The organism is Nostoc sp., assembly GCF_036919615.1.
Classification (GTDB): domain Bacteria; phylum Cyanobacteriota; class Cyanobacteriia; order Cyanobacteriales; family Nostocaceae; genus Nostoc.
In genome coordinates this window covers 37,719-63,998 of sequence record NZ_JBALCN010000057.1, presented here as the reverse complement: position 1 = coordinate 63,998, position 26,280 = coordinate 37,719, and the positions used below count along the sequence as shown (strand labels likewise).

Annotated in this window: 19 protein-coding genes and 5 pseudogenes; 10 read left to right on the top strand and 14 right to left on the bottom strand. The window is 40.9% G+C overall.

Features of this window, described 5'->3' with window-relative positions; genetic code table 11:
• Nucleotides 1-100 precede the first annotated feature (100 nt).
• Entirely contained in the window at nt 101-982 is an 882-nt protein-coding gene (gene fabD, locus V7K48_RS17375; protein ID WP_335074517.1) for an ACP S-malonyltransferase, read from the top strand.
• Nucleotides 983-987: 5 nt separating this feature from the next.
• Here fabD and V7K48_RS17370 read toward each other — a convergent pair whose 3' ends face one another.
• The 3 genes and pseudogenes from V7K48_RS17370 to V7K48_RS35055 form a co-directional block, all read right to left on the bottom strand.
• On the bottom strand, nt 988-6,426 hold the full coding sequence (locus V7K48_RS17370) for an ATP-binding sensor histidine kinase (RefSeq protein ID WP_335074516.1): 5,439 nt from the start codon (nt 6,424-6,426) through the stop codon (nt 988-990).
• Between the two features lie 75 nt (nt 6,427-6,501).
• Complete coding sequence (locus V7K48_RS35060; RefSeq protein ID WP_442949446.1) at nt 6,502-6,903, bottom strand: sensor histidine kinase; 402 nt, start codon at nt 6,901-6,903, stop codon at nt 6,502-6,504.
• Between the two features lie 147 nt (nt 6,904-7,050).
• Nucleotides 7,051-7,935 (bottom strand): annotated as a pseudogene (locus V7K48_RS35055) (serine/threonine protein kinase); the annotation flags it as partial.
• A gap of 364 nt (nt 7,936-8,299) precedes the next feature.
• Here V7K48_RS35055 and V7K48_RS17360 point away from each other — a divergent pair.
• From V7K48_RS17360 to V7K48_RS17345, 4 genes are all read left to right on the top strand, one after another.
• Nucleotides 8,300-8,938, top strand: a complete 639-nt coding sequence (locus V7K48_RS17360; RefSeq protein WP_335074514.1) for a lysophospholipid acyltransferase family protein — start codon at nt 8,300-8,302, stop codon at nt 8,936-8,938.
• Nucleotides 8,939-9,108: 170 nt separating this feature from the next.
• Nucleotides 9,109-10,146: an AI-2E family transporter gene (locus V7K48_RS17355; protein WP_335074513.1), complete on the top strand. Its 1,038-nt coding sequence runs from the start codon at nt 9,109-9,111 to the stop codon at nt 10,144-10,146.
• 265 nt (nt 10,147-10,411) lie between these two features.
• On the top strand, nt 10,412-10,708 hold the full coding sequence (locus V7K48_RS17350) for a DUF2288 domain-containing protein (RefSeq protein WP_334979211.1): 297 nt from the start codon (nt 10,412-10,414) through the stop codon (nt 10,706-10,708).
• Nucleotides 10,709-10,905: 197 nt separating this feature from the next.
• Entirely contained in the window at nt 10,906-13,311 is a 2,406-nt protein-coding gene (locus V7K48_RS17345) for an endonuclease MutS2 (RefSeq protein ID WP_335074512.1), read from the top strand.
• Between the two features lie 425 nt (nt 13,312-13,736).
• On the opposite strand, the pseudogene V7K48_RS35050 reads toward V7K48_RS17345, so the two are convergent.
• The 3 pseudogenes from V7K48_RS35050 to V7K48_RS17330 all read right to left on the bottom strand — a co-directional run.
• Nucleotides 13,737-13,882: pseudogene (locus V7K48_RS35050) on the bottom strand (RNA-guided endonuclease TnpB family protein); the annotation flags it as partial.
• A gap of 456 nt (nt 13,883-14,338) precedes the next feature.
• A pseudogene (locus tag V7K48_RS17335) lies at nt 14,339-15,613 on the bottom strand (HlyD family efflux transporter periplasmic adaptor subunit); the annotation flags it as partial.
• Between the two features lie 89 nt (nt 15,614-15,702).
• Nucleotides 15,703-16,629 (bottom strand): annotated as a pseudogene (locus V7K48_RS17330) (peptidase domain-containing ABC transporter); the annotation flags it as partial.
• Nucleotides 16,630-16,699: 70 nt separating this feature from the next.
• Here V7K48_RS17330 and V7K48_RS17325 point away from each other — a divergent pair.
• From V7K48_RS17325 to V7K48_RS17310, 4 genes and pseudogenes are all read left to right on the top strand, one after another.
• Nucleotides 16,700-17,801 (top strand): annotated as a pseudogene (locus tag V7K48_RS17325) (IS630 family transposase).
• Between the two features lie 760 nt (nt 17,802-18,561).
• Nucleotides 18,562-19,167 (top strand): DUF3038 domain-containing protein, encoded by a 606-nt coding sequence (locus V7K48_RS17320; RefSeq protein WP_069069205.1) that lies wholly within the window; start codon nt 18,562-18,564, stop codon nt 19,165-19,167.
• A gap of 249 nt (nt 19,168-19,416) precedes the next feature.
• The gene (locus V7K48_RS17315; RefSeq protein WP_335074511.1) at nt 19,417-21,090 is read left to right on the top strand and encodes a DUF4335 domain-containing protein; all 1,674 of its coding nucleotides are present in this window, start codon (nt 19,417-19,419) and stop codon (nt 21,088-21,090) included.
• A gap of 455 nt (nt 21,091-21,545) precedes the next feature.
• Nucleotides 21,546-21,830: a YiaA/YiaB family inner membrane protein gene (locus V7K48_RS17310; protein ID WP_335074510.1), complete on the top strand. Its 285-nt coding sequence runs from the start codon at nt 21,546-21,548 to the stop codon at nt 21,828-21,830.
• A 301-nt stretch (nt 21,831-22,131) separates the two neighbouring features.
• Here the strand turns inward: V7K48_RS17310 and V7K48_RS17305 are convergent, their stop codons facing one another.
• The 8 genes from V7K48_RS17305 to V7K48_RS17270 all read right to left on the bottom strand — a co-directional run bounded on the left by V7K48_RS17305 (nt 22,132) and on the right by V7K48_RS17270 (nt 25,848).
• Nucleotides 22,132-22,593, bottom strand: a complete 462-nt coding sequence (locus V7K48_RS17305; RefSeq protein WP_335074509.1) for a ferredoxin — start codon at nt 22,591-22,593, stop codon at nt 22,132-22,134.
• A complete protein-coding gene (locus tag V7K48_RS17300) occupies nt 22,593-22,979 on the bottom strand; it encodes a DUF1257 domain-containing protein (protein ID WP_292820798.1) in 387 nt (128 codons plus the stop codon). The genes V7K48_RS17305 and V7K48_RS17300 overlap by 1 nt, the downstream gene beginning before the upstream one ends.
• 39 nt (nt 22,980-23,018) lie before the next feature.
• Nucleotides 23,019-23,228: a DUF2997 domain-containing protein gene (locus V7K48_RS17295; RefSeq protein ID WP_335074508.1), complete on the bottom strand. Its 210-nt coding sequence runs from the start codon at nt 23,226-23,228 to the stop codon at nt 23,019-23,021.
• A gap of 622 nt (nt 23,229-23,850) precedes the next feature.
• Complete coding sequence (locus tag V7K48_RS17290; protein ID WP_335074507.1) at nt 23,851-23,976, bottom strand: hypothetical protein; 126 nt, start codon at nt 23,974-23,976, stop codon at nt 23,851-23,853.
• A 149-nt stretch (nt 23,977-24,125) separates the two neighbouring features.
• Nucleotides 24,126-24,374 (bottom strand): DUF4926 domain-containing protein, encoded by a 249-nt coding sequence (locus tag V7K48_RS17285; RefSeq protein ID WP_335074506.1) that lies wholly within the window; start codon nt 24,372-24,374, stop codon nt 24,126-24,128.
• A 26-nt stretch (nt 24,375-24,400) separates the two neighbouring features.
• Complete coding sequence (locus V7K48_RS17280) at nt 24,401-24,910, bottom strand: hypothetical protein (protein ID WP_335074505.1); 510 nt, start codon at nt 24,908-24,910, stop codon at nt 24,401-24,403.
• Nucleotides 24,910-25,311, bottom strand: a complete 402-nt coding sequence (locus tag V7K48_RS17275; RefSeq protein ID WP_335074504.1) for a hypothetical protein — start codon at nt 25,309-25,311, stop codon at nt 24,910-24,912. The genes V7K48_RS17280 and V7K48_RS17275 overlap by 1 nt, the downstream gene beginning before the upstream one ends.
• 6 nt (nt 25,312-25,317) lie before the next feature.
• The gene (locus V7K48_RS17270) at nt 25,318-25,848 is read right to left on the bottom strand and encodes a hypothetical protein (protein WP_335074503.1); all 531 of its coding nucleotides are present in this window, start codon (nt 25,846-25,848) and stop codon (nt 25,318-25,320) included.
• 212 nt (nt 25,849-26,060) lie between these two features.
• On the opposite strand from V7K48_RS17270, the gene V7K48_RS17265 reads away from it, so the two are divergent.
• Entirely contained in the window at nt 26,061-26,189 is a 129-nt protein-coding gene (locus V7K48_RS17265) for a tyrosine-type recombinase/integrase (RefSeq protein ID WP_442949445.1), read from the top strand.
• The last annotated feature ends 91 nt before the right edge of the window (nt 26,190-26,280 follow it).

Sequence of the window (26,280 nt, the reverse complement as noted above, 5' to 3'; positions counted from 1 at the left end):
AAATTTTGGATTATTCAATCCAAAATTTAAAATTTAAAATCTAAAATTCGATGAATATTTTGTTCTTTGTTAATGACCAATGACCACTGACTCTTGACCAATGACTAAAACTGCATGGGTGTTTCCTGGACAAGGTTCTCAAGCGCTGGGAATGGGAATGGATTTATTAGATATACCCGCTGCTAAAGACAAATTTGCTCAGGCTGAGGCAATTTTGGGCTGGTCTGTAACAGAAATCTGTCAAACTCAAGAAGAGAAGTTATCACAGACGCTATATACCCAGCCAATTCTTTATGTGGTAGAAAGCATTCTTGCTGACCTTCTTCGAGAACGAGGACACCAGCCAGATTTAGTTGCTGGACACAGTTTAGGAGAATATACTGCCCTTTACATTGCGGGTGTCTTTGAGTGGTCAGCTGGTTTATATCTAGTAAAGCGTCGTGCAGAACTTATGGATAATGCCGTCGGTGGGATGATGGCGGCTTTGATGAACTTTGACCGCGAACAGTTGGAAAAAGTGATTGCCCAAACGCCTGATGTGGTGTTAGCAAATGACAATAGTTTGACTCAGGTGGTAATTTCAGGTACGACTGAGGCTGTTCAAGCAGTGATGACTCAAGTTAAAGCAAAGCGTGCTATTCCTCTAAAAGTTTCTGGAGCATTTCACTCACATTTAATAGCACCAGCGGCTGCCCAATTTCAAAACATTCTAGAATCTGTGAAATTTCAACCAGCTATTGTGCCTGTGTTGTCTAATGTAGAACCAATTCCGTCTATTGATGCCGAGATTTTAAAGCAGCGCCTGAATAAACAAATGACTGGTTCTGTAAGGTGGCGAGAAATTTCTCTGCAATTACCAGCTAACGGCATCCAGCAAGTAGTGGAAATTGGCCCTGGTAAAGTCCTAACTGGTTTGATTAAACGTAGTAGCCCTGACTTAATATTAAAAAATATCCAGAGTGCTGCTGATTTATCTGTTTAGTTTTTTTAGGACTTCATTTCAATTAAAAATTCTGTACCCTGACCTAAAACAGAGTTAAAACTCAATTTGCCATTGTGGGTTTCTTCAACGATTTGACGAGCGATCGCTAATCCTAATCCTGTCCCTTTACCCACACCTTTTGTAGTAAATAAGTGGTCAAAAACCTTTTTTTTCACTGATTCATTCATTCCCTTGCCATTATCAGCAATAGCAATTTTTACGCCTTCATTTTCAATTGAAGTTTTAATTGTAATTCGGTTGGGATTGGACTTAATTTCCTTAAAACTCCGTCCCATATTTGATTCATCCAGCGCATCAATGGCATTTGCCAGAATATTCATAAATACCTGATTCAATTGTCCAGCAAAACACTCAATTTTAGGTAAATTGCCATAGTCAGTTATCACTTCAATTGCTGGACGTTGTTCGTTTGCTTTCAGGCGATGTTTGAGAATTAAAATTGTGCTATCAATGCCTTCATGGATATTAAACGGCACTTTGTAATCTTTATCAGCGCGAGAGAAAGTTGTTAAACTAGTGCTAATGTTGTGAAGGCGATCGCACGCCATTGTCATAGAATCAATCATCTTTGGTAAATCTTCTAAGCTATAATCCAAGTCGATTTCTTTGGCATGGCTGATAATTTGAGCATCGGGATTGGGAAGACTTACTTGATAGAGTTTCAAGTGTTCAACAATATCCGTAAGACTAGGTTTCGCTTGTTGAAGGCTGGCATAAATAAATCCTAAAGGATTATTCATTTCATGTGCTACCCCTGCTACTAAGTTACCCAGTGCCGACATTTTCTCACTTTGGACGATTTGTAATTGTGCCTGTTGTAAATCTTGTAATGCTTGCCCAGCTTGTTGATAAAGTCGAGCATTCTCTAGGGATATTGCAGTTTGGGAAGAAAGTAGATTGATAACTTGCAGACGTTCGTTAGTAAATACCTCGCTTGTGAGTTTATTTTCTAAGTAGAGAATACCTGCCAAATGCCCTTGATTAATAATTGGTGTGCATAAAATACTTTTGGGTTGATGCTCTAGCATATATTCCTCAATCACCCCAGGAATATCTGTTTGACAATTATTTATAACAATGGTTTCTTGAGTATGTTTGACATAATTAATAATTTTTATGGGAATATCTTGACAAGTATCTAGTAATTGTGGGTCAAGTATGGTTTGTATTTTCTGATGATGAATCAAGGTAATTGCTCGGACTTGCCAAGTGTTTTCTTGAGGAAGCAGCAGTACAGCTTTTTTGGCACCAGAGTTTTCTAAGATAATCCGGGTGAGACTGGCAATGAGTGTATCTAATTCCAGAGAACTAGAAATAGCTTGAGCTGCTTTCAGGGCAGAGGTAAAATCTAAAACGTCAGAAATATTAGTGCTGCCAGTGGTATTCGTGCGAGTAGATGAGAAAGTCTCATGAAAGCCAAGACTTTCTTGAGGGTTGAGGTTGAGTCGTTGCTGTTGCAAAATGACTTGAAGTAATTGGGGATAGCGTTGTTCTAGATCAGTAACTTTGGCTTTTGCTCCCCACCGAGAATAAGCATAATAGGCTTCAATCAAATAATCTTTGGCAATACGTTCTTTGCCCCATTCGAGATAGAATTTGGTGGCGAGTTCGTTGGCGAGAGCTTCTTCGTTAAGGTATTCGTGTTCTTTGGCAAGGGCGATCGCGCGATCGTAGTTTTCTATTGCTTCGGCTTTAGCCCCCAAGACCCGACACCGTTCGGCGACAATCAAGGCGCAGCGGTGAGCCTGATTACTCGGTGCATAAGCTGCCCACCCACTGAGTTTTTCCAGGTTGGTAGCAACCTTTTCTAGAATGCTTGATCGGTCTGTTTCGCTGGCATCTGGATAAAGCGCTAATTGTACTAGCGCATCGTAGAAGTAAAAAAGCGGAACACTCATCAGTCCTGCCATTCCACGCAAATACTGGGCTGCTTTATTGGCATTTTCCAACGCTTGTTCATAGTCTTGGAACAGGTAGCAAAGTATCAGCTTATTCAAATAAACTTGGTGCAGTGCCGTTACTTCACCCGTTTTCTGGTAAAGCTGAATTATTTCACGCTCATCGCAGTATTCGCCAACCAACCGAGCTGGCTCTGTTGACGCCCCCAACAGATTCACGACTACCTGATGGTAAAGACTTTGTGTGTGGAGATAGGTATGCTGGCGCAGTTGCTGCATTACCTTGCGATGTTCTTCCATCACTAGCTTCAGCGAAGATAGTTCGTAACCAGTAAAATAAGTATTATGGTCATACACTAGCAGGCTGAGTGCTGCAAGATTGAGATTACCAACTTCTAATCCACTGGCATAAGCTTGCAGTAGTCCTGCCAGGGAGGTTTTTGCAGGTTCTTTCCAGTGTTTGAAGAAGCAGTTAAAGTCAAAAAGGGCTGTAGCAACAAGCTTGGGTGAGTGAAGGTGTTGCACAAGGTTTATCCCCAGCTGCCCAAAGCAATAGCCCGCTTCAATATCACCTAATATGGCAATCAACATTAACCCATACAGACTGTAGCCATGAATTGAGTCTGGAGCATTTCCATACTGCACCGATAGATCGAACTGGGCAAAAACCACCAAGGGCATCAGGTTTGGGGCAGCTTGATAGGCAGGCGACATGATGGTGGATAGAATTATCATTGCGGCTTTTTTGTCCGGCGCAGTCATTTCCGGTAAATACAGCAAAGATTCCATCGATCTATTGCTGAGTTGGATTTGGGTGTGCTGGAGTGCCTGCCCAATGTCTGCCGGGGTAGGCTGTTCTGGCAAATGCACCCCCAGAGTTTCTAGTACTTCCCGCGCCAACTGCAACGCTTCTAAAAGCTGGTTTTGAGCCATGCAAGCCCGAATCTTCGTGTCGTAAACATTAACCCGATCAAGCCAAGAGCAGGCATGAGTGAGTACAACTTCAGCGAACTGCTCCATTTGTTCAAAGTTAGCGCCCAAGAAAGCACAATTAGCTGCACCTTCATACAGAACGAGGGCAAGAGTGTAGTGGCTCTGCCAGCAATTGCTCCTCAATAAAGAAATGCCCGTGTTGAAATAGTTTAAAGCCGCTCCATAAGCCGTTGCACTTTTAGCTTTCTGTCCAGCCATCAAGTTTAACTGCACGAGTTTGTGTTGCTCTGTCTCATCCTCAATCAGAGATATCCCCTTGTTCAGGTGGTTAACGATCGCAAAAATCTGCTTATCCTGTTGACTTGCACTGGTTGCTTGTTGCAGCAAACGTCCAATATTGAGGTGGGTGATTTGCTTTTGCTCTTCTGGAATCAGGGAATACGCCGCTTGCTGAACGCGATCGTGCAAAAAGCGATAAGTTGGATTAGCTGCTGCATCAGAAACCGACGTACTGTCAAACTGAATAAAAAACTTATAGATTTCCGTATTCGGAATAATTAAACCTTCTTGTAATGCTTTCCACAGTGCAGCAGCCGTATCTTCAGGAAACTGCTGGGACACGATCGCCAATGTCGCTAAATCAAACTCTGCTCCAATACAAGCCGCCAACTTCAATACATCCTGAGTTTGTGTCGGCAACTTCTGCAATTGCAGTGCCATAAACTCAACAACATCATCGGTGATCGCTAAAGCTCTGACTTGGGCAATATCACACTGCCAATGCCGTACTTCCCAGTCAAAAGTAATTTGTTCCTCTTCATAGAGTGCCTTGAGAAACTGAGTCGCAAAAAAGGGATTACCCTTGGTTTTTTGGTATACCAGTTCGGTCAACGGTTGAGCCAGGGAGCGATCGCAATTCAACGTATCCGCCACCAATTGATTCATATCAACTAGACTTAATGATTGCAGCCTAATGGTATTGACCACTGCCCCAGTTTTGACGATCTCATCTACAGTTAAGATGAACGGATGAGCTGGTGATACTTCATTATCCCGATACGCACCCAAGATTAATAAATGTCCTGTCTGTTCCATCAACAATTGTAGCAATTTCAGCGATGCCGAATCTGCCCATTGCAAATCATCCAAAAATATCACTAATGGATGTTCTTTACTTGTAAAAACTTGGGTAAACTTTTGGAACAATAAATTAAATCTATTTTGGGCCGCACTTCCTGATAATTCTGGAGCAGCTGATTGTTGACCAATAATTCTTGATAATTCCGGAATTACTTCAATAATTACTTGTCCGTTCTCACCTATCGCCTCTAAAATCTTGCTTTTCCATTGTTGAATTTCTGCATCGCTTAGAGTTAACAATTGCCCCATCAAATTCCGAAAAACTTGTACAAATGCCGAAAAAGGAATATTTTTCTGAAATTGGTCAAATTTCCCTTTGATAAAATAACCCCGTTGACGCACAATCGGTTTATGAACTTCGTTAACTACAACGGTTTTACCAATACCGGAAAAACCCGCAACCAGCATCATTTCTGTTGCGCCGAGGCTAACTCTTTCAAATGCTTGCAGTAGAATTTCTACTTCTGTTTTTCGTCCATAAAGTTTGTCAGGGATAATAAAGCGATCGCACACATCCCTTTGGGCAATTGAAAAACTCTCAATTCTGCCAGTTAACTGAAGTTGAGTTAAACAATTTTCTAAATCAAATTTAATTCCTAATGCACTCTGATATCTATCTTCAGCATTCTTCGCCATCAATTTAATGACGATATCTGAAATCACTTGCGGAATTTGGAATTGCTCCAAAGGGGCGGCAAGTTTTGCAATATGACAATGCACCATCTCCATCACATCGTTTGATTGAAAGGGTAATTTTCCTGTTAGTAATTCGTAAATAGTTATACCTAAAGAATAAAAATCTGTGCGGTAATCAATCCCCCGATTCATCCTTCCAGTTTGTTCTGGAGAAATATAAGCGAGTGTCCCTTCTAACACATTGGGACTGATCAGCGTTTGAGTTTCTCGTGGTAGTAAAGATGCAATACTAAAGTCAATTAATTTTACTTCTTTTGTTTTGGGATTAATTAAAATATTGCTGGGTTTGATGTCTTTATGAATAATCCGCTCGCGGTATAGTATATCTAAGATATTGCATAGTGCGATCGCTATCTGTAAAAACTCGATCAGAGATTCTACGCTTCCCCTCACTTCCCACTCCCTACTTCCGTTCAGCTGAGAGTTCGCGTAGCGTCTCGTAGAGAAGCCGAAGCCTACTCCCCATTCTTTCAAGGAAATTCCCCCAAAGTCTTCCATGACTAACATATAGCCATTTTGGTAAGGTTCTAGATAGTAGGTTTGGATGATTAGGGGTGAGTTGAGATTTTTGGCAATGGTGTACTGATTGCGAAACTGCACCAATTCGCCAAAACCCGGATATGGATTTTTCAGCAGTTTAATCACTACTCTTAAGGAGTCAGTTTCTCGATACCCGCGATAAACTAGGGTTCTCGAACCATTGTACAGTTCTTCGCTGATGCGATATCCAGGAATGCTCACTTTAGTGCTAACCATACTGCAAAATCTTTAAGACTTCTTTTCTTTAGTGTTCCCGGATATGTGCAGTTGTTTAGCAACCAGAGCAAAAGTTTATAGTGGAATTTCAATTAAAAATTCTGTCCCCTCACCGATAACAAAGTTAAAACTCAATTTACTACTGTGGGTTTCTTCAACGATTTGATGAGCGATCGCTAATCCTAATCCCGTTCCTTTACCCATACCTTTTGTAGTAAATAAGTGGTCAAAAATCTTTTGCTTTACTGATTCATTTATTCCCCTGCCATTATCAGTGATAGCAATTTTCACACCTTCATTTTCCAGCGAGGTTTTAATTGTAATTCGGTTGAAATTGGTCTTAATTTTCTCAAAAATTCGTCTGGTATTTGATTTATACAGCGCATCAATAGCATTTATTAGGATGTTAATAAATACCTGATTTAATTGTCCAAAAAAACATTCAATTTTGGTTAATTTACCATAATCAGTTATCACTTCAATTGCTGGACGTTGGTCGTTTGCTTTCAGGCGATGCTTGAGAATTAAAATCGTACTATCAATACCTTCGTGGATATTAAATGGCACTTTGTAATCTTTATCTACATGGGAGAAAGTGCAGAGACTGGTGCTAATATTTTTGAGGCGATCGCACACATCTGTTTGTGCAATTGGAAAACTCTCAATTTTGCCAGTTAACTGAAGTTGAGTTAAACAATTTTCTAAATCATATTTTAGTCCTAATGCACTCTGATAGTGTTCTTCGGCATTCTTCGTCATCAATTTCATCACAATATCTGAAATTGATTTAGGAATTTTGAATAGCTCCAAAGGAGCAGGTTGTTTGGCAATATGACAATGCACCAACTCCATCATATCGTTGGACTTAAAGGGTAACTCTCCTGTGAGTAATTCATAAAAAGTTACACCCAAAGAATAAAAATCAGTGCGGTAATCAATCCCCCGATTCATCCTTCCAGTTTGTTCTGGGGAAATATAAGCAAGTGTTCCTTCTAACACATTGGGACTAATTAGTGTTTGAGTTTCCCGTGGTAGTAAAGATGCAATACTAAAGTCAATTAATTTAATTTGTTTTGTTTCGGGATTAATTAAAATATTTGCGGGTTTAATATTTTTATGAATAATACGATGGCGGTACAATATATCTAAGGTATTGCACAGTGCGATCGCTATCTGTAAAAACTCCGTGAGATTTCGTAGACTTGACCCTGTTCCCCATTCTTTAAGAGAAATTCCCCCGAAGTCTTCCATCACCAACACATAGCCATTTTGGTAAGGTTCTAGGCTGTAGGTTTGGATGATTAGGGGTGAGTTGAGATTTTTGGTAATGGTGTATTGATTGCGAAACTGCACTGATTCGCCCAAACCCGGATAAGGATTTTTCAGTAGTTTAATCACTACTCTTAAGGAGTCAGTTTCTCGATAACCGCGATAAACTAGGGTTTTTGAACCATTATAAAGTTGTTCCTTAACTTGATATCTGGGAATAGTAACTAGAGTGGTAACCATACTGCTAAATCCTGACGATTCCAGATTTAGTATTCCCAGATGGGTGAAGCAATTGATAATTTAAATGAATACCAAAAAAGAAATTATCCGATATTCGGAGAGTGCGTTACACTTCGTTAACGCAGCATATCTATCTGATTGCTGACGATGCATTACAGCGTTTCGCCTGACGCACCCTTGTATTTTAGAAGAAGTGGAAGTTTCTAAAATGATGTTTTAAAAGGTAGGGAATGTAGTAAAAAAGCTCACCAAGCATCAACTGAAATTGCCGAAATTCGTACCTTGTGTTTCTACAGCTTTTTTGAGTTTGCTCTGGGTCTTGCGATCGCTTATGCTAAATTCAGTTTGATTTGCATTATCTTCTGTGGACAAAAACCGCGAACCGTTTATCAGTCTGGCACTTTACCACGCCTTTAAATGGTCGGTCGTCAGCCCCATGCTTCACGCTTACTTCCGGGGCCAGATTTATGGTACGGAAAATGTCCCCCAATCAGGGCCGCTACTGGTAGTGAGTAATCACGCTAGTTACTTTGATCCGCCGATTGTCTCCAACTGTGTACGTCGTCCAGTGGCGTACATGGCTAAGGAAGAGTTATTCAATATCCCCATTTTGGCGCAAGCGATTAAATTGTACGGTGCTTACCCGGTGAGTCGGGGAAATACCGATCGCACAGCCATCCGTTCTGCCCTAGAATATCTCAATAAAGGTTGGGCTGTCGGTGTTTTCTTGCAAGGTACTCGCACCCCAGATGGTCAAATTACAGATCCCAAAAGAGGCGCATTGCTGCTGGCGGCGAAAGCAAAAGCCCCAATATTGCCGGTTAGTGTCTGGGGTACTGAAGGGATTTTACAAAAAGGATCGTCCCTACCTCGCGCAGTTCCCATCACTGTGAGAATTGGTAACTTGATTTATCCTCCCAGTTCTACTAATAAAGAGGAATTGGAAGCGTTGACACAAAAGTGTGCCACGGTAATTAACCAGATGCATAATTTAGGACGATGAGTTAGAAAAGCTGAAATATATGCTTTAGGGAGGTAGCGATGCCTACGGCGGTAAACTAGGCCCCTTAGCCACTGTATGTTTAAGGTCAACGGACTCTAGCAATGAGTCAGACTTTGTGCTTAAATGCAGCTGCTAGGCAAATCTACGATCAATTTCCCCCTAAATAGCATATGAGCGGCTTTGAAGCCAAGAATTTTTGGGAGCGATTAAATAATCTGGCGTTAGTCCGCTTTTTGCTTTTAGTTGCTTCTGGCTGGGCAATTGTACAACTTTTAGCTTACTTTGAAGCGGTCATTGTTATTTTTACATTTGCTGCAATTTTGGCTTTTTTACTCAGCTATCCTGTACAATGGCTGCGGCGTTTTTTGCCCCACGGTGTAGCTGTTGGTTTCGTTTTCTTGCTCAGTATTGTAATTATTGGCAGTCTGATCATTACCGTAGGCTTAACGGTTTTATCTCAAGGACAACAATTAATTGACAGTATAACTGGCTTTGTAAATTCTTTAATACCTCTACTAGAGCAACTAGAAGGGTTTTTGCAAAACCGTAATTTGCAGATAGATTTAAGTTTTATTCAAGAACAATTACGAAATCAAGCTGTATCTAGTCTTGTTACTAGCTTGGCTGTTTTACAAGGATTCATGACGAATTTTCTTACCTTTATATTGATTGCAGTTGTGGCTTTTTTTATGTTATTAGATGGAGACAAGCTGTGGAATTTTATCATAAAAATAGTACCGAAACAGCGCCGTAATAGATTTACAAATATAATCAGACGCTCCTTTCTCGGATTTTTTCGAGGTCAATTGTTATTAAGTGCGTTTCTCACAATTACAACTTTTATAGTTTTTTTAATATTAAAAGTGCCTTTTGCTTTGATATTGTCAGTGATCATCGGAATTGTTGATATCATTCCTGGCATAGGAGCAACATTAGCAGTAAGCACAGTAACTCTATTTGTGTTGTCTCAAGGTGTTTGGTTGGCATTGAAAGTCTTGATAGCTTGTATTGTTCTTCAGCAGATACAAGACAACTTGATTGCGCCCCGAATTATGCAAGGTGCGCTGAATCTTAATCCTGTAGTAATATTTTTTGCTTTGCTAGTAGGCGCTAGAGTAGCAGGGTTACTAGGAGTTTTTATATCTATTCCGATCGCTGGAGTAATTGTATCTTTGTTTGAAATTGATGAAATGAAATCAGAAGTTTAGAGACGCGATTAATCGCGTCTGTACAAAAGTTAGGAATAGAGACGTGATTAGTCGCGTTTGTACAAAAGTTAGGAGTAAAGACGCGATTAATCGCGTTTGTACAAAAGTTAGGAATAGAGACGTGATTAGTCGCGTTTGTACAAAAGTTAGGAATAGAGACGCGATTAGTCGCGTTTGTACAAAAGTTAGGAGTAGAGACGCGATTAATCGCGTCTGTAGTAATTAATGTAAAATAGGTTGTTAGCCAAAACAAAATTAGGAAATGATGTCGGATTTAAGAGCAGAATTAACAGAAATTTTGGATGAGGCAGAGTGGGAGTGGCTAATTCCTCATGTACAACGAGATGCAGTAATTTTGGTGGCACCTGATTTAAACTTGCTGGATGTTGGAGTAGCGATCGCCAGTGATAATATCCCATCAGTGGAACAGTGGATTGATCAGCAATTAATTACCAAACCCACGACAGTACAAGTGGGAGAATGGAATGGCGATCGCAATAAGCGATTTAATACTCTCATTGTTCAGCCTTACGTTTTGGTGAAGGAAATAGTCTCTGCTTAAATTAGTTCCTGTGTTGTTTTCGATCACAGTTAGTGTTGGGGTAGTTTCTCAGGAAAGATAGCTTGATGTGTCAGTTATTACTTGGTTATTGCCACGCACTAGCTGGCTAATTTGACTAAAGCAAAATTTTCTCCTTTAAGATTCATCCATCTAGGAGCTAGAATTGTTACGATGATTTCAGATTAGATGTTGAAACCTTGATCCAATCTGAAACCTTAGAACTATTAGAATGGCATCGCCTCTGCCAGCACCTTGCCACCTTTGCGGCAACTAAGCTGGGGGCGACAGCTGCGCGTCATCTGAAAATACCTGATTCTCAGTCCCAAAGCGAACAGTTGTTAGAGCAAACCAAAGAAATTTACCAACTGGAAACTCGCCTGACCACGGGATTGTCATTTGAGGGAATTCAAGATATTGGCGATTCCCTAGAACGGGCAGAACGCAGCGGAATTTTGACAGGGGATGAACTGTTAGCGATCGCCACCACCCTCGCTGGTGTTAGAAATTTGCGCCGTGTGATTGACAATCAGGAAGATTTGCCGATCCTGACTGAGTTAGTTGCCGATTTGCGGACTTATCCAGAACTAGAACAGGAAATTCACCGTTGTATTGATGAACGGGCCCAGGTAACCGACCGCGCTAGTCAAAAACTGGGAGAAATTCGCACAGACTTGCGGCGATTACGCAGCCAAATTACTCAAAAGCTGCAAAATATCTTACAAGCAAAATCTGGAGCAGTTCAAGAACAGCTAATTACCCAACGGAGCGATCGCTTTGTCATCCCGGTAAAAGCACCCCAAAAAGATGCCATCCCCGGTATTGTCCACGATACCTCTACCAGCGGTGCCACCCTGTACGTGGAACCTAATTCAGTAGTGCCTCTGGGCAACCAACTGCGGCAGATCATCAGAAAAGAGCAAGCCGAAGAAGAAGCGGTTCGCCGCGTTTTGACCGAACTTGTCGCCGCAGTCAAACCAGATTTGGAGAGATTGTTAGCGATCGCTACCACTTTGGATCTGGCAACCGCAAGATCACGATATAGTTTCTGGCTAGGAGCTAATCCCCCGCGATTTATCCAGCGTCAAGAAAGTGAAATGATTACCTTGCGGAACTTACGGCATCCACTGTTAGTGTGGCAACAACAGCACGAACAAGGGCAACCAGTAGTTCCTGTAGATTTACTGATTAGTCCGCAAATTCGGGTAGTGACAATTACCGGGCCAAATACTGGCGGTAAAACTGTAACCTTAAAAACTCTGGGATTGGCAGCACTGATGGCTAAAGTGGGTTTATTTGTCCCCGCCCGCGAACCAGTGGAAATACCTTGGTTTGATAAAGTGCTGGCAGATATTGGCGATGAACAATCCTTACAGCAAAGTTTATCTACATTCTCTGGTCATATTCGCCGGATTAGTCGGATTTTAGAAGCATTGGGGAGTGGGGAAGCAGAGGGGGAAGTTTCTACTTCTAACTCAGCACTTGTTTTACTCGATGAAGTCGGTGCAGGTACTGATCCAGTTGAAGGTAGTGCCTTAGCGATCGCCTTGTTGCAATATCTAGCTAACCACGCCCAGCTAACGATTGCTACCACTCACTTCGGGGAATTAAAAGCCCTGAAATACGAAGATGAGCGGTTTGAAAATGCCTCTGTAGAATTTGACGAAAGTACTCTCTCGCCAACTTACCGTTTGCTGTGGGGTATCCCTGGACGTTCTAATGCCTTAACAATTGCCCTACGCTTGGGATTAAAACCAGAAGTGGTAGAAGAGGCGAAAACTCAAGTGGGAGAGGCCACAGATGAAGTTAACCAGGTGATTGCTGGGTTAGAAGCGCAACGCCGCCGTCAGGAAACCAAAGCTGCGGAAGCCCAAAGTTTGTTGCAGCAAGCAGAACGTTTATACAAAGAAGTATCCGCAAAAGCCGCAAGTTTGGAGGAGAGGGAAAGCAGTTTGCGGGCTTCACAGGAAATAACAGTAAAACAAGCGATCGCCCAAGCAAAAGGTGAAATTGCTCAAGTGATTCGCCGCTTGCAAAAAGGTACGCCCACAGCCCAAGAAGCCCAGCTAGCCACCAGTGCTTTGAATCAAATTGGCCAGCAATATCAGCCAGCAACACCAGCAAAACCAAAAGCTGGGTTTATGCCCAAAGTAGGCGATCGTGTCCGTATTCCGAAACTGGGACAGATAGCGGATGTGATCACTGCCCCTGATGAAGATGGGGAGTTAAGCGTTCGGTTTGGGCTAATGAAGATGACTGTAAAGTTGGAAGACGTAGAATCTCTAGATGGTCAAAAAGCTGAACCAGTCGTCAAACCCAAACCAGCCCCAGCAGCAGTAACCCCACCACCGCAAAGTGTCCCGGAAATTCGGACTTCCCAAAATACTATTGATTTGCGTGGTAAGCGGGTGGCTGATGCCGAATACATTCTAGATAAAGCCATCTCGGAAGCTACAGGCCCAGTCTGGATTATTCACGGGTACGGCACTGGTAAGCTGCGACAAGGAGTTCACGCCTTTTTGCAACAGCATTCCAGAGTGAACAACTACGAACCAGCAGAACAAGCAGATGGTGGCAGTGGTGTTACCGTAGCTCACATCAAATAAAATGACATCGTGTGAGCGGGTAAGGGTTGAGAGTCGCCCCTCGTCTCTCACCTAAGAAGATGTTTGAAAAGTCCTCTTGTCGGTATCAAAAGTTCTAAATCTCCCTTAAAAAGGGGTACTTTGATTCCGGTTCCCCACTTGTAAGGGGGGTTAGGGGGGATCTAAAAGTGCCTAAATTCACAGCGAAACACTTTTCAAACAAACTCTAAGAACCGTGTGGGACTGCTACCAATCGTACAGCTTTAAGACCGTGGGGCACACGGTTCTTTTATGTTTATAGATGAACGAATTACTTTTACTTTCCCTATTTTTGACAACGTAATTTTATTGTTAGTAAATTGATAGCGCAGCGTTAGCGAGTCTTCTCGCTTCGCACAGCGTCTCGTAGAGAAGGGGAGACGCCAAAGGCAAACGAGTGTCTGTCGCTTGAATTGGGGGAATGTAAATGTTTTGTATTGTCCTTTCCCTTTAAATCTAAATCTCCCAGATTTTTACCATTCACATCTCCTTTCAACCATCGGTCAAAAGTTATTTCAACTTTTTTAGGGACTTCTTGTAACACTTGAAAGTGTTGTTTTAGCTAAATCTGCAAGTTTTCAATTCTTCTGTTGCTCATTCTTCCATTAGACCTCTTGCATAAATCAAAAATAAGAACCCTACCCCGCCAAAGCTACGCTTTGTCTCCCCTCCCCGCTTGCAGGGAGGGGTTGGGGGTGGGGTGTTAGGGACTTTTGCAAGAGGTCTATCCCTCTTCTGTCACTACCATTATTGCCATTAATATCAAAACTTTTATTAAAAGTATTAATCTTAACATGGGCACTACTACCAAAGGTCAGAGCGGCGGTTTTATTAGAGGAGATTAAGCTACCCTGGAGACCAAAATAATCTAATACTACGGGATTATTGGGATTTGTGGTATCTAACACCAAAAAAGTGGTTTGAGACTGAGCTTGGTTATATTCAACCTTGGGATTTTCAATTTCTTTAGCTGTCTCATCTAAACCTGCTAAAAAATCATAAGAGAACTGGCGTCAAACTTGACCTTAACTGGCATTCCTACCTTCAAGAAACCACTATCCTGATTAGGCATATTAGCTCTGAGTACGAAGTCTGCATTCTTGGGTGCGATTTGGGCAATCCTTTGACCGGCTTGTACTACTGCTCCTGCCTTAGTAGTGGGTAATTCAAAAATCACCCCATTAATCGGCGATCGCACTACTCGTTGCTGCATTTGAAGTCTAATAGATATAATCTGGCTTTTAGTCTGAGCAACTTCTAATTGCGTTGCTGTTATTTGTGTCTGTATGTCTTTGAACTGTTCCTGATTTTTCATTACAGCCAGTTCTCTGGCTTTGATGACACTTTTATAGCTACTTTGTTCCTCTTGTAGTCGGAGTTTTGCTTGTTTGATATCAGACTCCAACGTTTTGATAGTTACTTGATAACGATTTAGCTCTTCCGCCAAATGCAATTGAGCTTGTTTTATATCTGATATAGCTTTTTTATAAAGTCGTTTGCTTTCTTGTTCTTCTTTTTGAGTTGATCAATTTGGGTTGCAGAAACTGCGCCATCGTTAACGAGTTTGCTAAAGCGTTTAACTTGCCTAGAATCTATACTCAAACGGCTTATAGCGGATTGCTGATCATCCTGAGTAGTGTAAATCTGCTCTTCTGCTTGCTTAACTAATGCTTGTTTTTCTAACTTTTGGAGGTTATAGCTACTCAGTTTGGCATCCAGGTTTTGCTGCACCTGCTTAACTTGAGCCATTTTTTCTAATTCTTGGGATTTATTTTGTTGCTCTAAGAGGCTAGTTGACATTAGGAGTTGATTTTTGAGCAATTCCAGTTGGGATTGCCGATTTTGTAACCCTTGCAATTTGCTTATGCCTTCTTGCAGTTCTGTTTGTAACAGATCAGAGTCCAGTTCCAATAGAACCTGACCGGCTCTGACTGTATCTCTTTCTTTGACCGTAACTGCTTTGACACTCCCACTAACTTGAGCGTCTAATTTTTGAGTTGCGCCTTTAGGTTCCATACGCCCTCTGGCGCTACCAGTCTCATCTACTTGCGAGAGAGAGAGTTGCCCAAGGCAAGAATACACTAGCAAAGGCAATGAGTGCATACAACAAACCACGAGTCCAAATTCGAGGTAAGGCATTGAGCAATCCTTCAGTACCGTAGTGCAAATCTTGACTGTCATTTTCTGCCTCTGTTTGCTCATTAAACTCTACAGATTCCTCTTGCTGTGTGTAACTTTGATGCTCATCTTTGGGAAGTGGGGATGATCTATTGGGATATAGCATGGTTTTATTTCTGATAAAGGTACATATATATATGAAGGAGTAGGGGAAGAAATAACTATTAATTATTGAGCAATGCTCCATCCCCAAGCTCAACTGACTTGAGCCAATTGTTGTTGATTCAGGTAGTAATAATGACCTTTTTTAGCGATTAATTCCTCATGGGTACCTCTTTCTACCAAAACGCCTTGATCTAAAACTAGGATTAAGTCAGCGTTGCGGACTGTAGAGAGGCGATGGGCAATAATTACACTTGTGCGCCCTTGAAGAATTGTTTTGAGATTGTTTTGAATAATTCGTTCTGATTCCGAATCTAGGTGGCTGGTGGCTTCATCAAACAGTAATAACCGAGGATTTCTGAGCAAAGCACGAGCGATCGCTAGGCGTTGGCGCTGTCCACCAGAGAGCATACCGCCGCCTTCACCAATTTCGGATTCGTAACCCATCGGTAGTTTTTGAATAAAATCATCGGCTCCGGCATATTTTGCTGCTTGGATAATTTCTTCTGAAGAAGCATTTGGATGAGCGATCGCGATGTTTTCCCGAATAGTCCCACCAAACAGAAAAGTATCTTGGTCTACAACGCCGATTTGAGAACGGAGCGATCGCATGGATATACTAGTAATGTCGTCACCATCAATGAGTACTTTGCCATCTGTTGGTGGGTATAAACCTAAAATCAACTTACTGAGGGTTGTTTTTCTAGAACCGCTCCGCCCCACTACTGCTACCATCTGTTCTGGCTGGATTTCAAAGTTGAGATTTTCTAATACGTTAGTCTGACTTTCTAAGTGATAGCGAAAGGTGACATTCTGAAAGTGAATATTACCGTGGAGTTTACCCAACGACTTCCGGGGTTTAGTTTCTGAGTCTTCTTCTGGTTCCGCCTCCAACACATCATTAATGCGTTCTGTGAAAATCACAACTTCCTGCAATTCATTCCACAGCATAGATAGCCTCTGGAAAGGACTCAAGACGTTACCCACCAACATATTAAAAGCAACTAATTGTCCAATATAGGAATCAGATTTGATTTTTGAAAAAGACTACGAGAGAATACGTAGGTGTACATCTGTCTAACAGTAAACAATGATAAACCAGCATTTACAGGACGCGATACCTTCGGTGAGCTTCGCTAACGCAGAACTGCAAGAATTTATCGCTCTTTGTCCAGAAGCCCGTGAGGTCAGGAAAGCTTTGGCAGTCAAGCTGGTTTATCAAGGCTACTTGTACGAAGAAATTCAGACGATTTTAGATGTGTCACTAGGTTCGATAACAGGCTGGAAACAAGATTATGAGCAACTTGGAATAGATGGACTACGCTTAAATCATAAAGGAAGAAAGAGTTATCTGACCAATGAACAGCGAGAAGCAGTATTAAGTTGGTTGCAAACGAAAGATACTTGGGAGCTTAGTGAACTAGAGTATAAATTAGCATTTGAATATGATGTAACTTACGAATCAAAACGGAGCTATTATGATTTATTTGAAGCGGCAGGAATTAGTTGGAAGAAAACTACTTCATAGAATCCAAAGGCAGACCCAGAGGCTGTTGCTGCAAAAAAAAAGAGATTGAAACATTGCGTAGGCATTGCACCGAGAGGAAATTGAAACAGGATTGTTGAGAGTATTGCTGCTTGATGAATGCCATTTACTATGGGGAGATTTAACCGGGTATATCTGGGGTAAAACTGACCAAGAAGTAACCGTTTCAGTTATTAATGAAAAAGATAGGCAGACATACTATGGGGCGGTTGATTATATCGAAGGAAAATTACTCCTGAAAGCATATAATGCAGGCAATTCAGACAATACTATTGATTATCTACGTTATTTATTAGACCAGTCCCCGAACCAACGATTACTTCTTTTTTGGGATGGTACTTCTTACCATCGTTCTCATGTTGTTCAAGGCTTTTTAGGTGAGGTGAACGAAGGTTTACCACCAGAACAATGGAAAATTCACTGTGTCCGGTTTGCTCCTAATTGTCCGTCACAAAATCCAATTGAGGATATTTGGTTGCAGGCTAAAACTTGGGTTCGTTCGCGCAGCGTCTCGAAGAGACGTTTTTGTGCTTTAGTACCTTCGTTTTCTCATTTAAAGTGGATGTTTAAGTGGTTTATCCAAAACACTGCTTTTGATTTTATGTCTCTCCAGATGTACGGAGCTTTTTCAAAAATTAAATATTAATCCTATAGCTTACACCCATCAACTTAAAAGCAAGAAAAAGTTATGCTTTTTTTATGTAAATTTTTGGAAAAGTTACCTAATAAATAATTTTTAACAAAAAAATATATTTCCAAACCATTCATACATTAAATCTTTAAAGAGCTAGGCGGCGGCGGATGATGGAAGTAGTAACGGCGTCTATTGTTTGCTTAAGGCTAATACTAAGTTTTTTGAATTAGCCGTGAGGTTAAACACGTTAATCCTGTGACATTTTCATGGAGGCATCAATCAATCGTCCTGATGTTGCCCAGCCTGTCCTGAAATAACAGGCTACACACAAGCGAAACTGGGGTAGGATGCTGGAAAGCAGCAAGAAGCGCCTTTAGCAAACAGGTAAAAAGTTTGTATAGTAATTATGTATACATGAAGACCAAGTAATAAACATCAAGAAATTTCAAAATTTCAAACCGCAAACAAATTAGGAGGTATTCTAAATAATTACTTAGCGATAATTAGCGGTTAGCATTCAAAACAATTGTTTATTTTTACTCTTGTACGGAGCTAGCAGCGAAAGTCGGGTAAACCTTAACTAGAATTGATAATTTTCTACTTTGTCTAAAATAAATTTTCATCTAGAGTAAGACAAAGATACCTGCTGTTTACCACATAGAAAGAAGCTAGCTGAAGCCTCTGGCTGATAGCTATGGGAAACCAAGCTTGATGCTTGAGAGTCTGGTTTCAAAATGGGTAACAGCAACATCCCTTATCAGCTTGATCACCTATGCTAAAAGTTATGCACTCGGCCGCCAACTCAGCCACTCCAAATTCCCAGTGGGAGGATTTAATCAAGCTTCCAGCCCCAAACACAGTTCAATGGGACAATATCAAAACCCAATTAGACTTGGTGCTGTTGGCGCTAGAAACCTTAACTGGCATTGGTTCAGAGGCTATGCTTTCGGCGGCAACTGATCTGAATTTAGAGTCAAGAGTGCCAGACCGCGTAGCTTTATGGCGACTGCGCCAATCAAATCCCCTACGCAAAGGTCAAGGAGGGCGAAAAAAGCTAGATGTCGAAGAAGCGCGATCGCTTGTTCTGATCATCTGCTATCTAGCCAAACAGCACCAGGAATTGATTCGCCGCGCTGTCGGTTTGTTGGAACAAATGGCAGAAAACAACCGGGAACCTCACCAGGCTGCTTTACTTGGAGATTATATTGATGCTTTTTGCAACACTTACCAAGAGCGGATGGAAGAGGACGAGCAAATCTCAACAGATTTACTTACCAACCTGGCACTAAAACTGCTTGTAGATTTACTTTTTTACAGTGCTCCTGGTGGGCATCGCCGTCTCTGGCTAGCACTTATAGACCGTTCAACAAAATTTTAGATTTTAGATTTGAAATTCCTCAACCAAAATTTGCTCATGAAAGTTTGCTAGACAAGGATTTCTTTTTGATGGTCATTAGTTCTTGGGCGATGCACTATCAGCACTGCTTCCTCCTTGCACACCAGTTTGCATAGCGGAAGGAACCTGACAAAGTTCTGAGTGGAGGAATCCGCCGTTTCAACTTTTCTTTGCAAGCAACTGGCTCAACTTTTTGCAAAATTCTAAATAGTCTTCCTCGCAGTTCCTGCCATGCCTCTATCAAATTCTGTCATTCGTCGCTACACACCCCCTACTTGCACGCTAGAAGTATTCGCGCAAAGCTCACCTCTGTCCCGTTGGATGGGGAAAACTGTCCTCAAGCACCTAAGCTTTGAGCTACGTTTTGATGATCCACGACTACCAGAAGAAAAGAGAGTTCCAATTCGGGGCGATCGCGAACAACTCGAAGCTTTATGTGATGCCGTCACCAGCTACATACAGCAATTCCTCCAACAGTCTCCAGAAAGCTTTAGAGTCAGTTTCTCCGGTACCCAGCAGTCAAGCACAGCACTGGATGAGCCGGAATTAAAGTCCTCAACAAAAACATTAAATTCTTTTAGTACCCAGACTCTAGGGGCAAATATATACTTAGAACCAAATAGCTATTTAACTCACAACTTATTTCTCGGTTCTCTCGCTAACTACTCATCTGGTCTTGTAATTCAACTCAGTCTGCTGCAACTATTTGATTTGGCAAGTGCTTTAGATGAATACTCAACTGATGTCATGGCACTCCCAACTCTCAACAGCACGAGTTCGAGTCTGAGGTTCCCTGCTTGGGCGCCTGTTGCAGCAGTATTAGTATTAGGTGTAGGTTTTTTACCAGTGACTTGGCAATATGCTAATAACATTAGAGAAAAGCAACAGCAGACAGCCAAAACAGCAGATCCAGCAGCGGTAAAGACTGCTCTAGAACCTTCACCCTCACTAAACTTTCCCACGCCTCAACCTGGACTTACCACTCAATCGGATAATTTGCTAGGTTCCACTCCTCCACTTCCCACATCCACTTTGCCCCAAGCACCTCTAACAGCCCCTAGTTCCAGTTTCTCTGCACCGCCACCTCTATCTCTATTTCCAAATAATGCAGTGACTAGACCTCAGGGCATGACTTCAACCATTCCCACTAATCGAGCGATGCCTTCTCTACAAGACGCTCCAACGGCGAGCTTCTCTACGGGACGCTCCGCGAACGCTAATGCACCATCTAGCAAAATCCCAGGCCAAATTGCCATATTACCAAATCTTGGACAGAACCCTACAGGATTAAGTCCCCAAGTTGGTACTCTCCCTCTGCGGCGGAATTTGCCACCCAGGCTATCTTCTACCACAGGCAGCTTATCATCCAATATCTCACCAGTTTCCCCCCCGTCTCTTGACACCATACCCAATAATAATCGTGGCAATACCCCTGCCCAACCCTCTCCACTAAACTCACAACAACTAGAGGAAAAAATTAATTCCCTACAGCCTCCTTCACCTGGAGATAAACCCTCCTCAGAACTTCCCTCCTCTGGGGCTGCTGCTAATAATCCATTTATCGATCAATTAGGGAACGCACGCAAAGCCCCCACATCCACAGAAGTAGCTACAGGCACATTATTTGACACACCTCAAGTAGCAGAAGCTAGAGAATATTTAACAAAGCGTTGGCAACCACCCACTGGACTTGGACAAACATTAGAGTACAGTTTGATAGTCAGTGTTGACGGCACAATTGAACGAATTTTTCCCCTTAATAAGGCAGCAAGAGAATTTGTTAATAGTGCTGGGATGCCTGAAGTTGGTAAACCTTTTGTTTCCGCCAATAAACGCGGACAAAATGTCAGAATTCGAGTTGTTCTCAGTCCTGATGGCAAGGTACAGACTTTTCCAGATGAATAAATAAACTAATCTGTTTCATCTGAGATATTGCACTAGTCCCAACAACCGCCTAGTAATGAATAACTAGGCTAATAGCTAAAGTCTTTTAAAGACGACTAGTAAACGGTTTTAGTCCAGTTAAATGGACTTGGGCTATTAGCCTTGCACTTCAAGTGCAAGGCAGGCTGGTTGGCTTACCCTGAATGCTGAAAAATTTCAGTTTAATGCCACTTGTAAAACTGGTACAAATCTTGTGCCAGTTTCTATTTACTCCAATTGCTCTTGAGCTTACCTTTTGGAGTCCAGTTACCAAACTGGTCTTACTATTGATACCAGTAAACTTACCAATCAATACAATTACTGTTAACACCAATTCTCCTAAATGAAACTATAGATAAAAGTCTGGAAATCTAGATTAAATCTTACGCCTCTTAATTACGAATTGGTATAACTCACTCATATCAAAGGTAAGAAATATGCAAACAATTGGTAATCAAAAAGACAGTTCAGCTTGGGTTATTCAAACTTGGGCAGCTTTTGTACTTTCTATTTCTATGACCACTTTCGGCATTATAAATTTGCCTGTGGATAGCTGGGTGAAAGGCTTTATGGGCATGGGTTTAGCTTTTTCTATTGGCTCAACTTTTACTTTGGGGAAAACTACTAGAGACTTGCACGAAACTAGAAGATTAACCGCTAGGTTAGACGAGGCGAAAGTAGAAAAATTGCTTTCACAACACGATCCTCTAAATTTCAAATGAAGGCAGTCATACCAATTTTGGATTTTGGTGAGGTAGCGCTAGCTTCTCCCAAAGGGAGAGGATAGCGCCTACCGTAGGATGCCCAAAGGGCTGTAGGGGTATCCCCCATGAGCAACTGCACCTAGCCAAAAGGATTGCCAATTTTGGATTAAAAGGCTTTATCAAAAAGCCGTTTCAGGAATATTAAACAATACTATCTTTTGCCATTTATCTGATTTACACATCATAAATCAACCATATGACCAAAAACAAAAGGACTGGATATATCAGTCCTTTGTTATATTGATTTAACGTTTTTATCTTAATAACGGGATTTTTTGGTCTTTAACTTTTGTTTTTTACGCCGACGTTCGCTAGCAGCAACTGCATGTTCTACCGGATAACCCACTACAGGAATTACCTGATATTTGCGCTCTTGTTCTAAGTTTTTCAATTCAGTGTAATCAACCCAATGAATGCAATCAACCGGACAAGTGTCAATTGCTTCTTGGATAATTTCCTCATTGTCCCCATCTTGCCGAACCACGCGCGATCGCCCGTAATCTGGTTCAATGTAAAAGGTGTTACGCGCAACATGAGCGCAATGCTTGCAACCAATACAGGTGATTTCGTCAACATAAACACCATTTTGGCGCAGCACACCTCCCAATTCCGGTTCTAAACCAGAACGTTCTGGGGCATCCCGTAAAAAACCCCCTAATTCTGGTTCCAAACCGGAACGGTTGTCTTCTTGTTCTTCCGGCGACGGCAGAAAATCAGCCATTACGCACTCCAGCGCTGTACTACCAGGCGAATTGAACCATCTTCATTTTTTTGTTGTTCAGAGACTTGAAAACCAACACGAGCGGTTTCTTTTACAACTGTTTGATAAGCATAGCGCTGTGTTACCTGGCGCAAAAATCCGTCCACAGATAGGTTTTGCTGCCAATATTGCAAGTCAGCCACCAGTTCATATTCCTTGCCATTCCATCTAAAGCCGATGTCATAGCCATTTTCCTGCTCAATACTAACTTCGGCAGGATGGGTTTGACCGCGATAGCCACGGACTTCGCGTGGGCCGGCTTTCCAGTCTACGCCCAATTCAGTTAAAGCATCTTTCAAAGAATCAAGGTTACGGATTTGAGTCTTAATTTGGCTAAAGTGTGACATGGTGGTTGTGAATTAATAACACTAAACTACTGTGAAAACTTACCAATCGCTGTAAGTGGTGTGTGTATTCGCCAGATTAGATTGCTGCACCTTAGCGGCGAAATATTCTGAGGTTGGCTCATGATTAAGTACTTGCCCTAGCTGTGCCTCTATTGCTGCTGTAACTTCAGCGCAAGAAGCACCCATAATGCCAGTGACTTTCTCTTGTACCCGACCGTCTGGATAGATTATGAACTCTAATGTCTCCATGCTCTTGGCCAACCACGATAAGTACGCTTAAATTGTACTGTCTTAGCAGAAGGCTATAAATATAGCCGTAGGAACATTTTTACTTAGATACAAACTTGCCATTTGTTAAATAATGTTCCATCTTTCAATACATATATCTCAAAATCTTTACAAAAATTATTAATTTTATAAGTAGACACATCAGTATTTAGTTAGTTTCTCTTAACCTCTTCGATTAGTCAAGGTAACAACTCAGTTTGCTATGTAAGCGGCAAAAGCCCTAAAAACAAGTATTAGACGTAATATAGCTAGCTAGGTGAGTTACAAAAATATAGAAATTATTGAAAAATTTTATCATTATTAAGTTTGCCCTATTCCTCCAGGGTTTCCCCAAGATCATCTGAAAAACATCTAATTTGCATAACCGAATTAAACATAACTCTTATGGGGTAGGTCGAAAAGCCCTCCCTAATTATGCAAGTTAAATGTGGAACAGCTTAGTAGCTATCATGAACGGCGTACATCCTCCGGGTTCACCAGTTATAATGTGATCGCTAGCCTTATACCTATTGAAGCTTTGTTTGTCAATATTTCTCTATGATCCTAACTCGGAATTACTACTACAAGGGTAATATATCGCTCTCTACTGTATATTTATTAAGCGATCACTCTGGGCGCTACAACAGGCGATCGCACTTTCAGGTATATGTATAATATGCTCCGACATAGCCCGGTTGGGTTGATAGTCTTTAGGTTGTCTCAGAGTCATCCGGAAGGTTTATAGATATGATTTTATTTCAGAATATCTGATAAAGCTGCGATCAGTTTATGCTCTATGATGATGTGATCGCACTCATCACAACAATAGGCGATCACATAATGTTCTATATGTATTATGTATAGACCGCTTTTTGTTGCTTACGCTGTCACCATTTCCGGGACTGAATCAGGGGATGCTGGCTCGAAATGCAATACCATAATTTGCTCTGCGCGTAAACCAACAGATTCATAAGTGCGTCCGTTGCGATCGCTAAATTCCATTTCAAATGCAGCACTATCGGCTAATAATTCTACTACTGTGCCAACTTGACCACGGTATAAGTTGTATTCAGGCAAATCAACTGTCAATGCTACTACATCGAGCAACTTAATTGTACTTTTAGTCATCTTCTATTGAACAGGAAGAATTCTTATCAAGAAAGAAATTGAAGTAAGATAAAAAAAGCAATTGCAGCAACAATAGTTACACCTCCTAAAGTTAACACAAAGCTTCCCCAGCTTACTTTACCCATTAATGCCCCAACGCCAAAAATCAAAACTAATGTTAACCCAACCACGATTAAAGCAGCCAAAAATTGGGAGCCAGTTATTGCCATAGCTATCATTGCAGGAATTGTGACAATTGCAAGAAAAATTGCAATAAGTGCAATAATATAGATAACTCGACGACTTAATGAATTTCCTGTATTTGAATCTCGAATTAAGCTATTCTCACTTGGAATTACTTTAATATTTGACTCAGTATCTTCAACAATATCTACAATGATACCCAATTTATTTAGCAGATAAAATAAATCCTGTTGTTCAGAGTTGGATAAGATTGATAGCAGCAATCTTTGAGATACTATTTTACCCATAATCTCTTGAAGTCTAAGCTTTTCTGAAAGCTTCAGCAATCCATTAATGTTATTATCATTAGTCATTATCTAACACCCGATATGTAATAACTAGAAAAAATTGCAAGGATTGAACAAGCTATAGAAGCAATAGCATAAATCTTTAGATTTAGAGCAGTTTCTAGATCACTTTTTATTAATTTTAGATAACTAGCTAGGCTAAACATAAGAGCAGAAACTATAACATCAACCCTGAGGATGATAATAAATACACCTTCTAAGGAGTTAATATTTTGTTCTTGAAAAACTCGTAATACAATAGCCGAAGCAGATAAGGTGAGAGAAAATATGTATAGTTCACCATCCTGAATAACTTCATACCATTTCGGTAACTTAATTTTGGATAAAATGATAATAGCCAATTTCATTAATATCGGCACAAAAGCTATCAGTACATTAGTAAAAACCCATTCGATAAGAGGTTTCATCTGATATCACAAACAAGTTGATCGATTATCATCAATTTCATAGACAAAGATTCTTTTCTCTTCATCTACAAAAGCAGATGTCCAACTAGGTATAGGAAATTGGAATGATACGATTTTGCTCCCACTAGGAAGTTGAGACTCTAGCTTTGGCTGAAGACGCTGAATAGATGCTGGTAAAAGAGAAAACATGACTATATCAACATTAGACAAATCGAAATTATACAAATTACCTTTAATCACTGTAGCTTTACCTTTTAATCCAAGAAGTAATATCAAGAACTTAGCAAGTACGTACCGAATCGAGTCAATCTCAACACCTATAGATTTGGAACCGTATAACAGAGATGCTAAAACAATAACACGACCATCGCCTGCACCCAAATCGACAACTACTTGATCTGACTTTAATTCTAGCCATTTGAGTACTTTATTAATTGTTCTAATATTAGAAGGAATATATGGGGCACCCCAAGCCGTAGCTATAAATATCCAAAGAAAGATTGTTAGGGAAATAAGAATTACAACATATAGAATCATTTGTCATTTAAGATTGACAGCTTGGCAGTCTAACTATTTATTATACAGAAAGTTTCCAATTGTTTGTTTCGAGGATGATATACAAACATTACAGCCATTTACTATCAGAATATACAGAATATACAGAATTTTTCCGTATAAATATCCTTCACAGGGTGATTGTGTATAATTTTTTCGTATAATATCCAATCGAACAGCGCCCTAAAAAACTAATGCAGCTCGTCTTCATCATCAGTTTTGCAACACATTTACTACAAAATTGTTATCATATCCGCACAGTACAAAAGTTACTGGGTCACAAAGATGTAAGAATAACCATGTATTTATACTTGTGTTCTTAATTGTGGTGGTCGTCGTGTTAGCAGTCCTTTGGATTTTTGATGCTATTTCGCGTGAAAATTTGCTCAAGCCTAAATCACTCACCAAGAATTT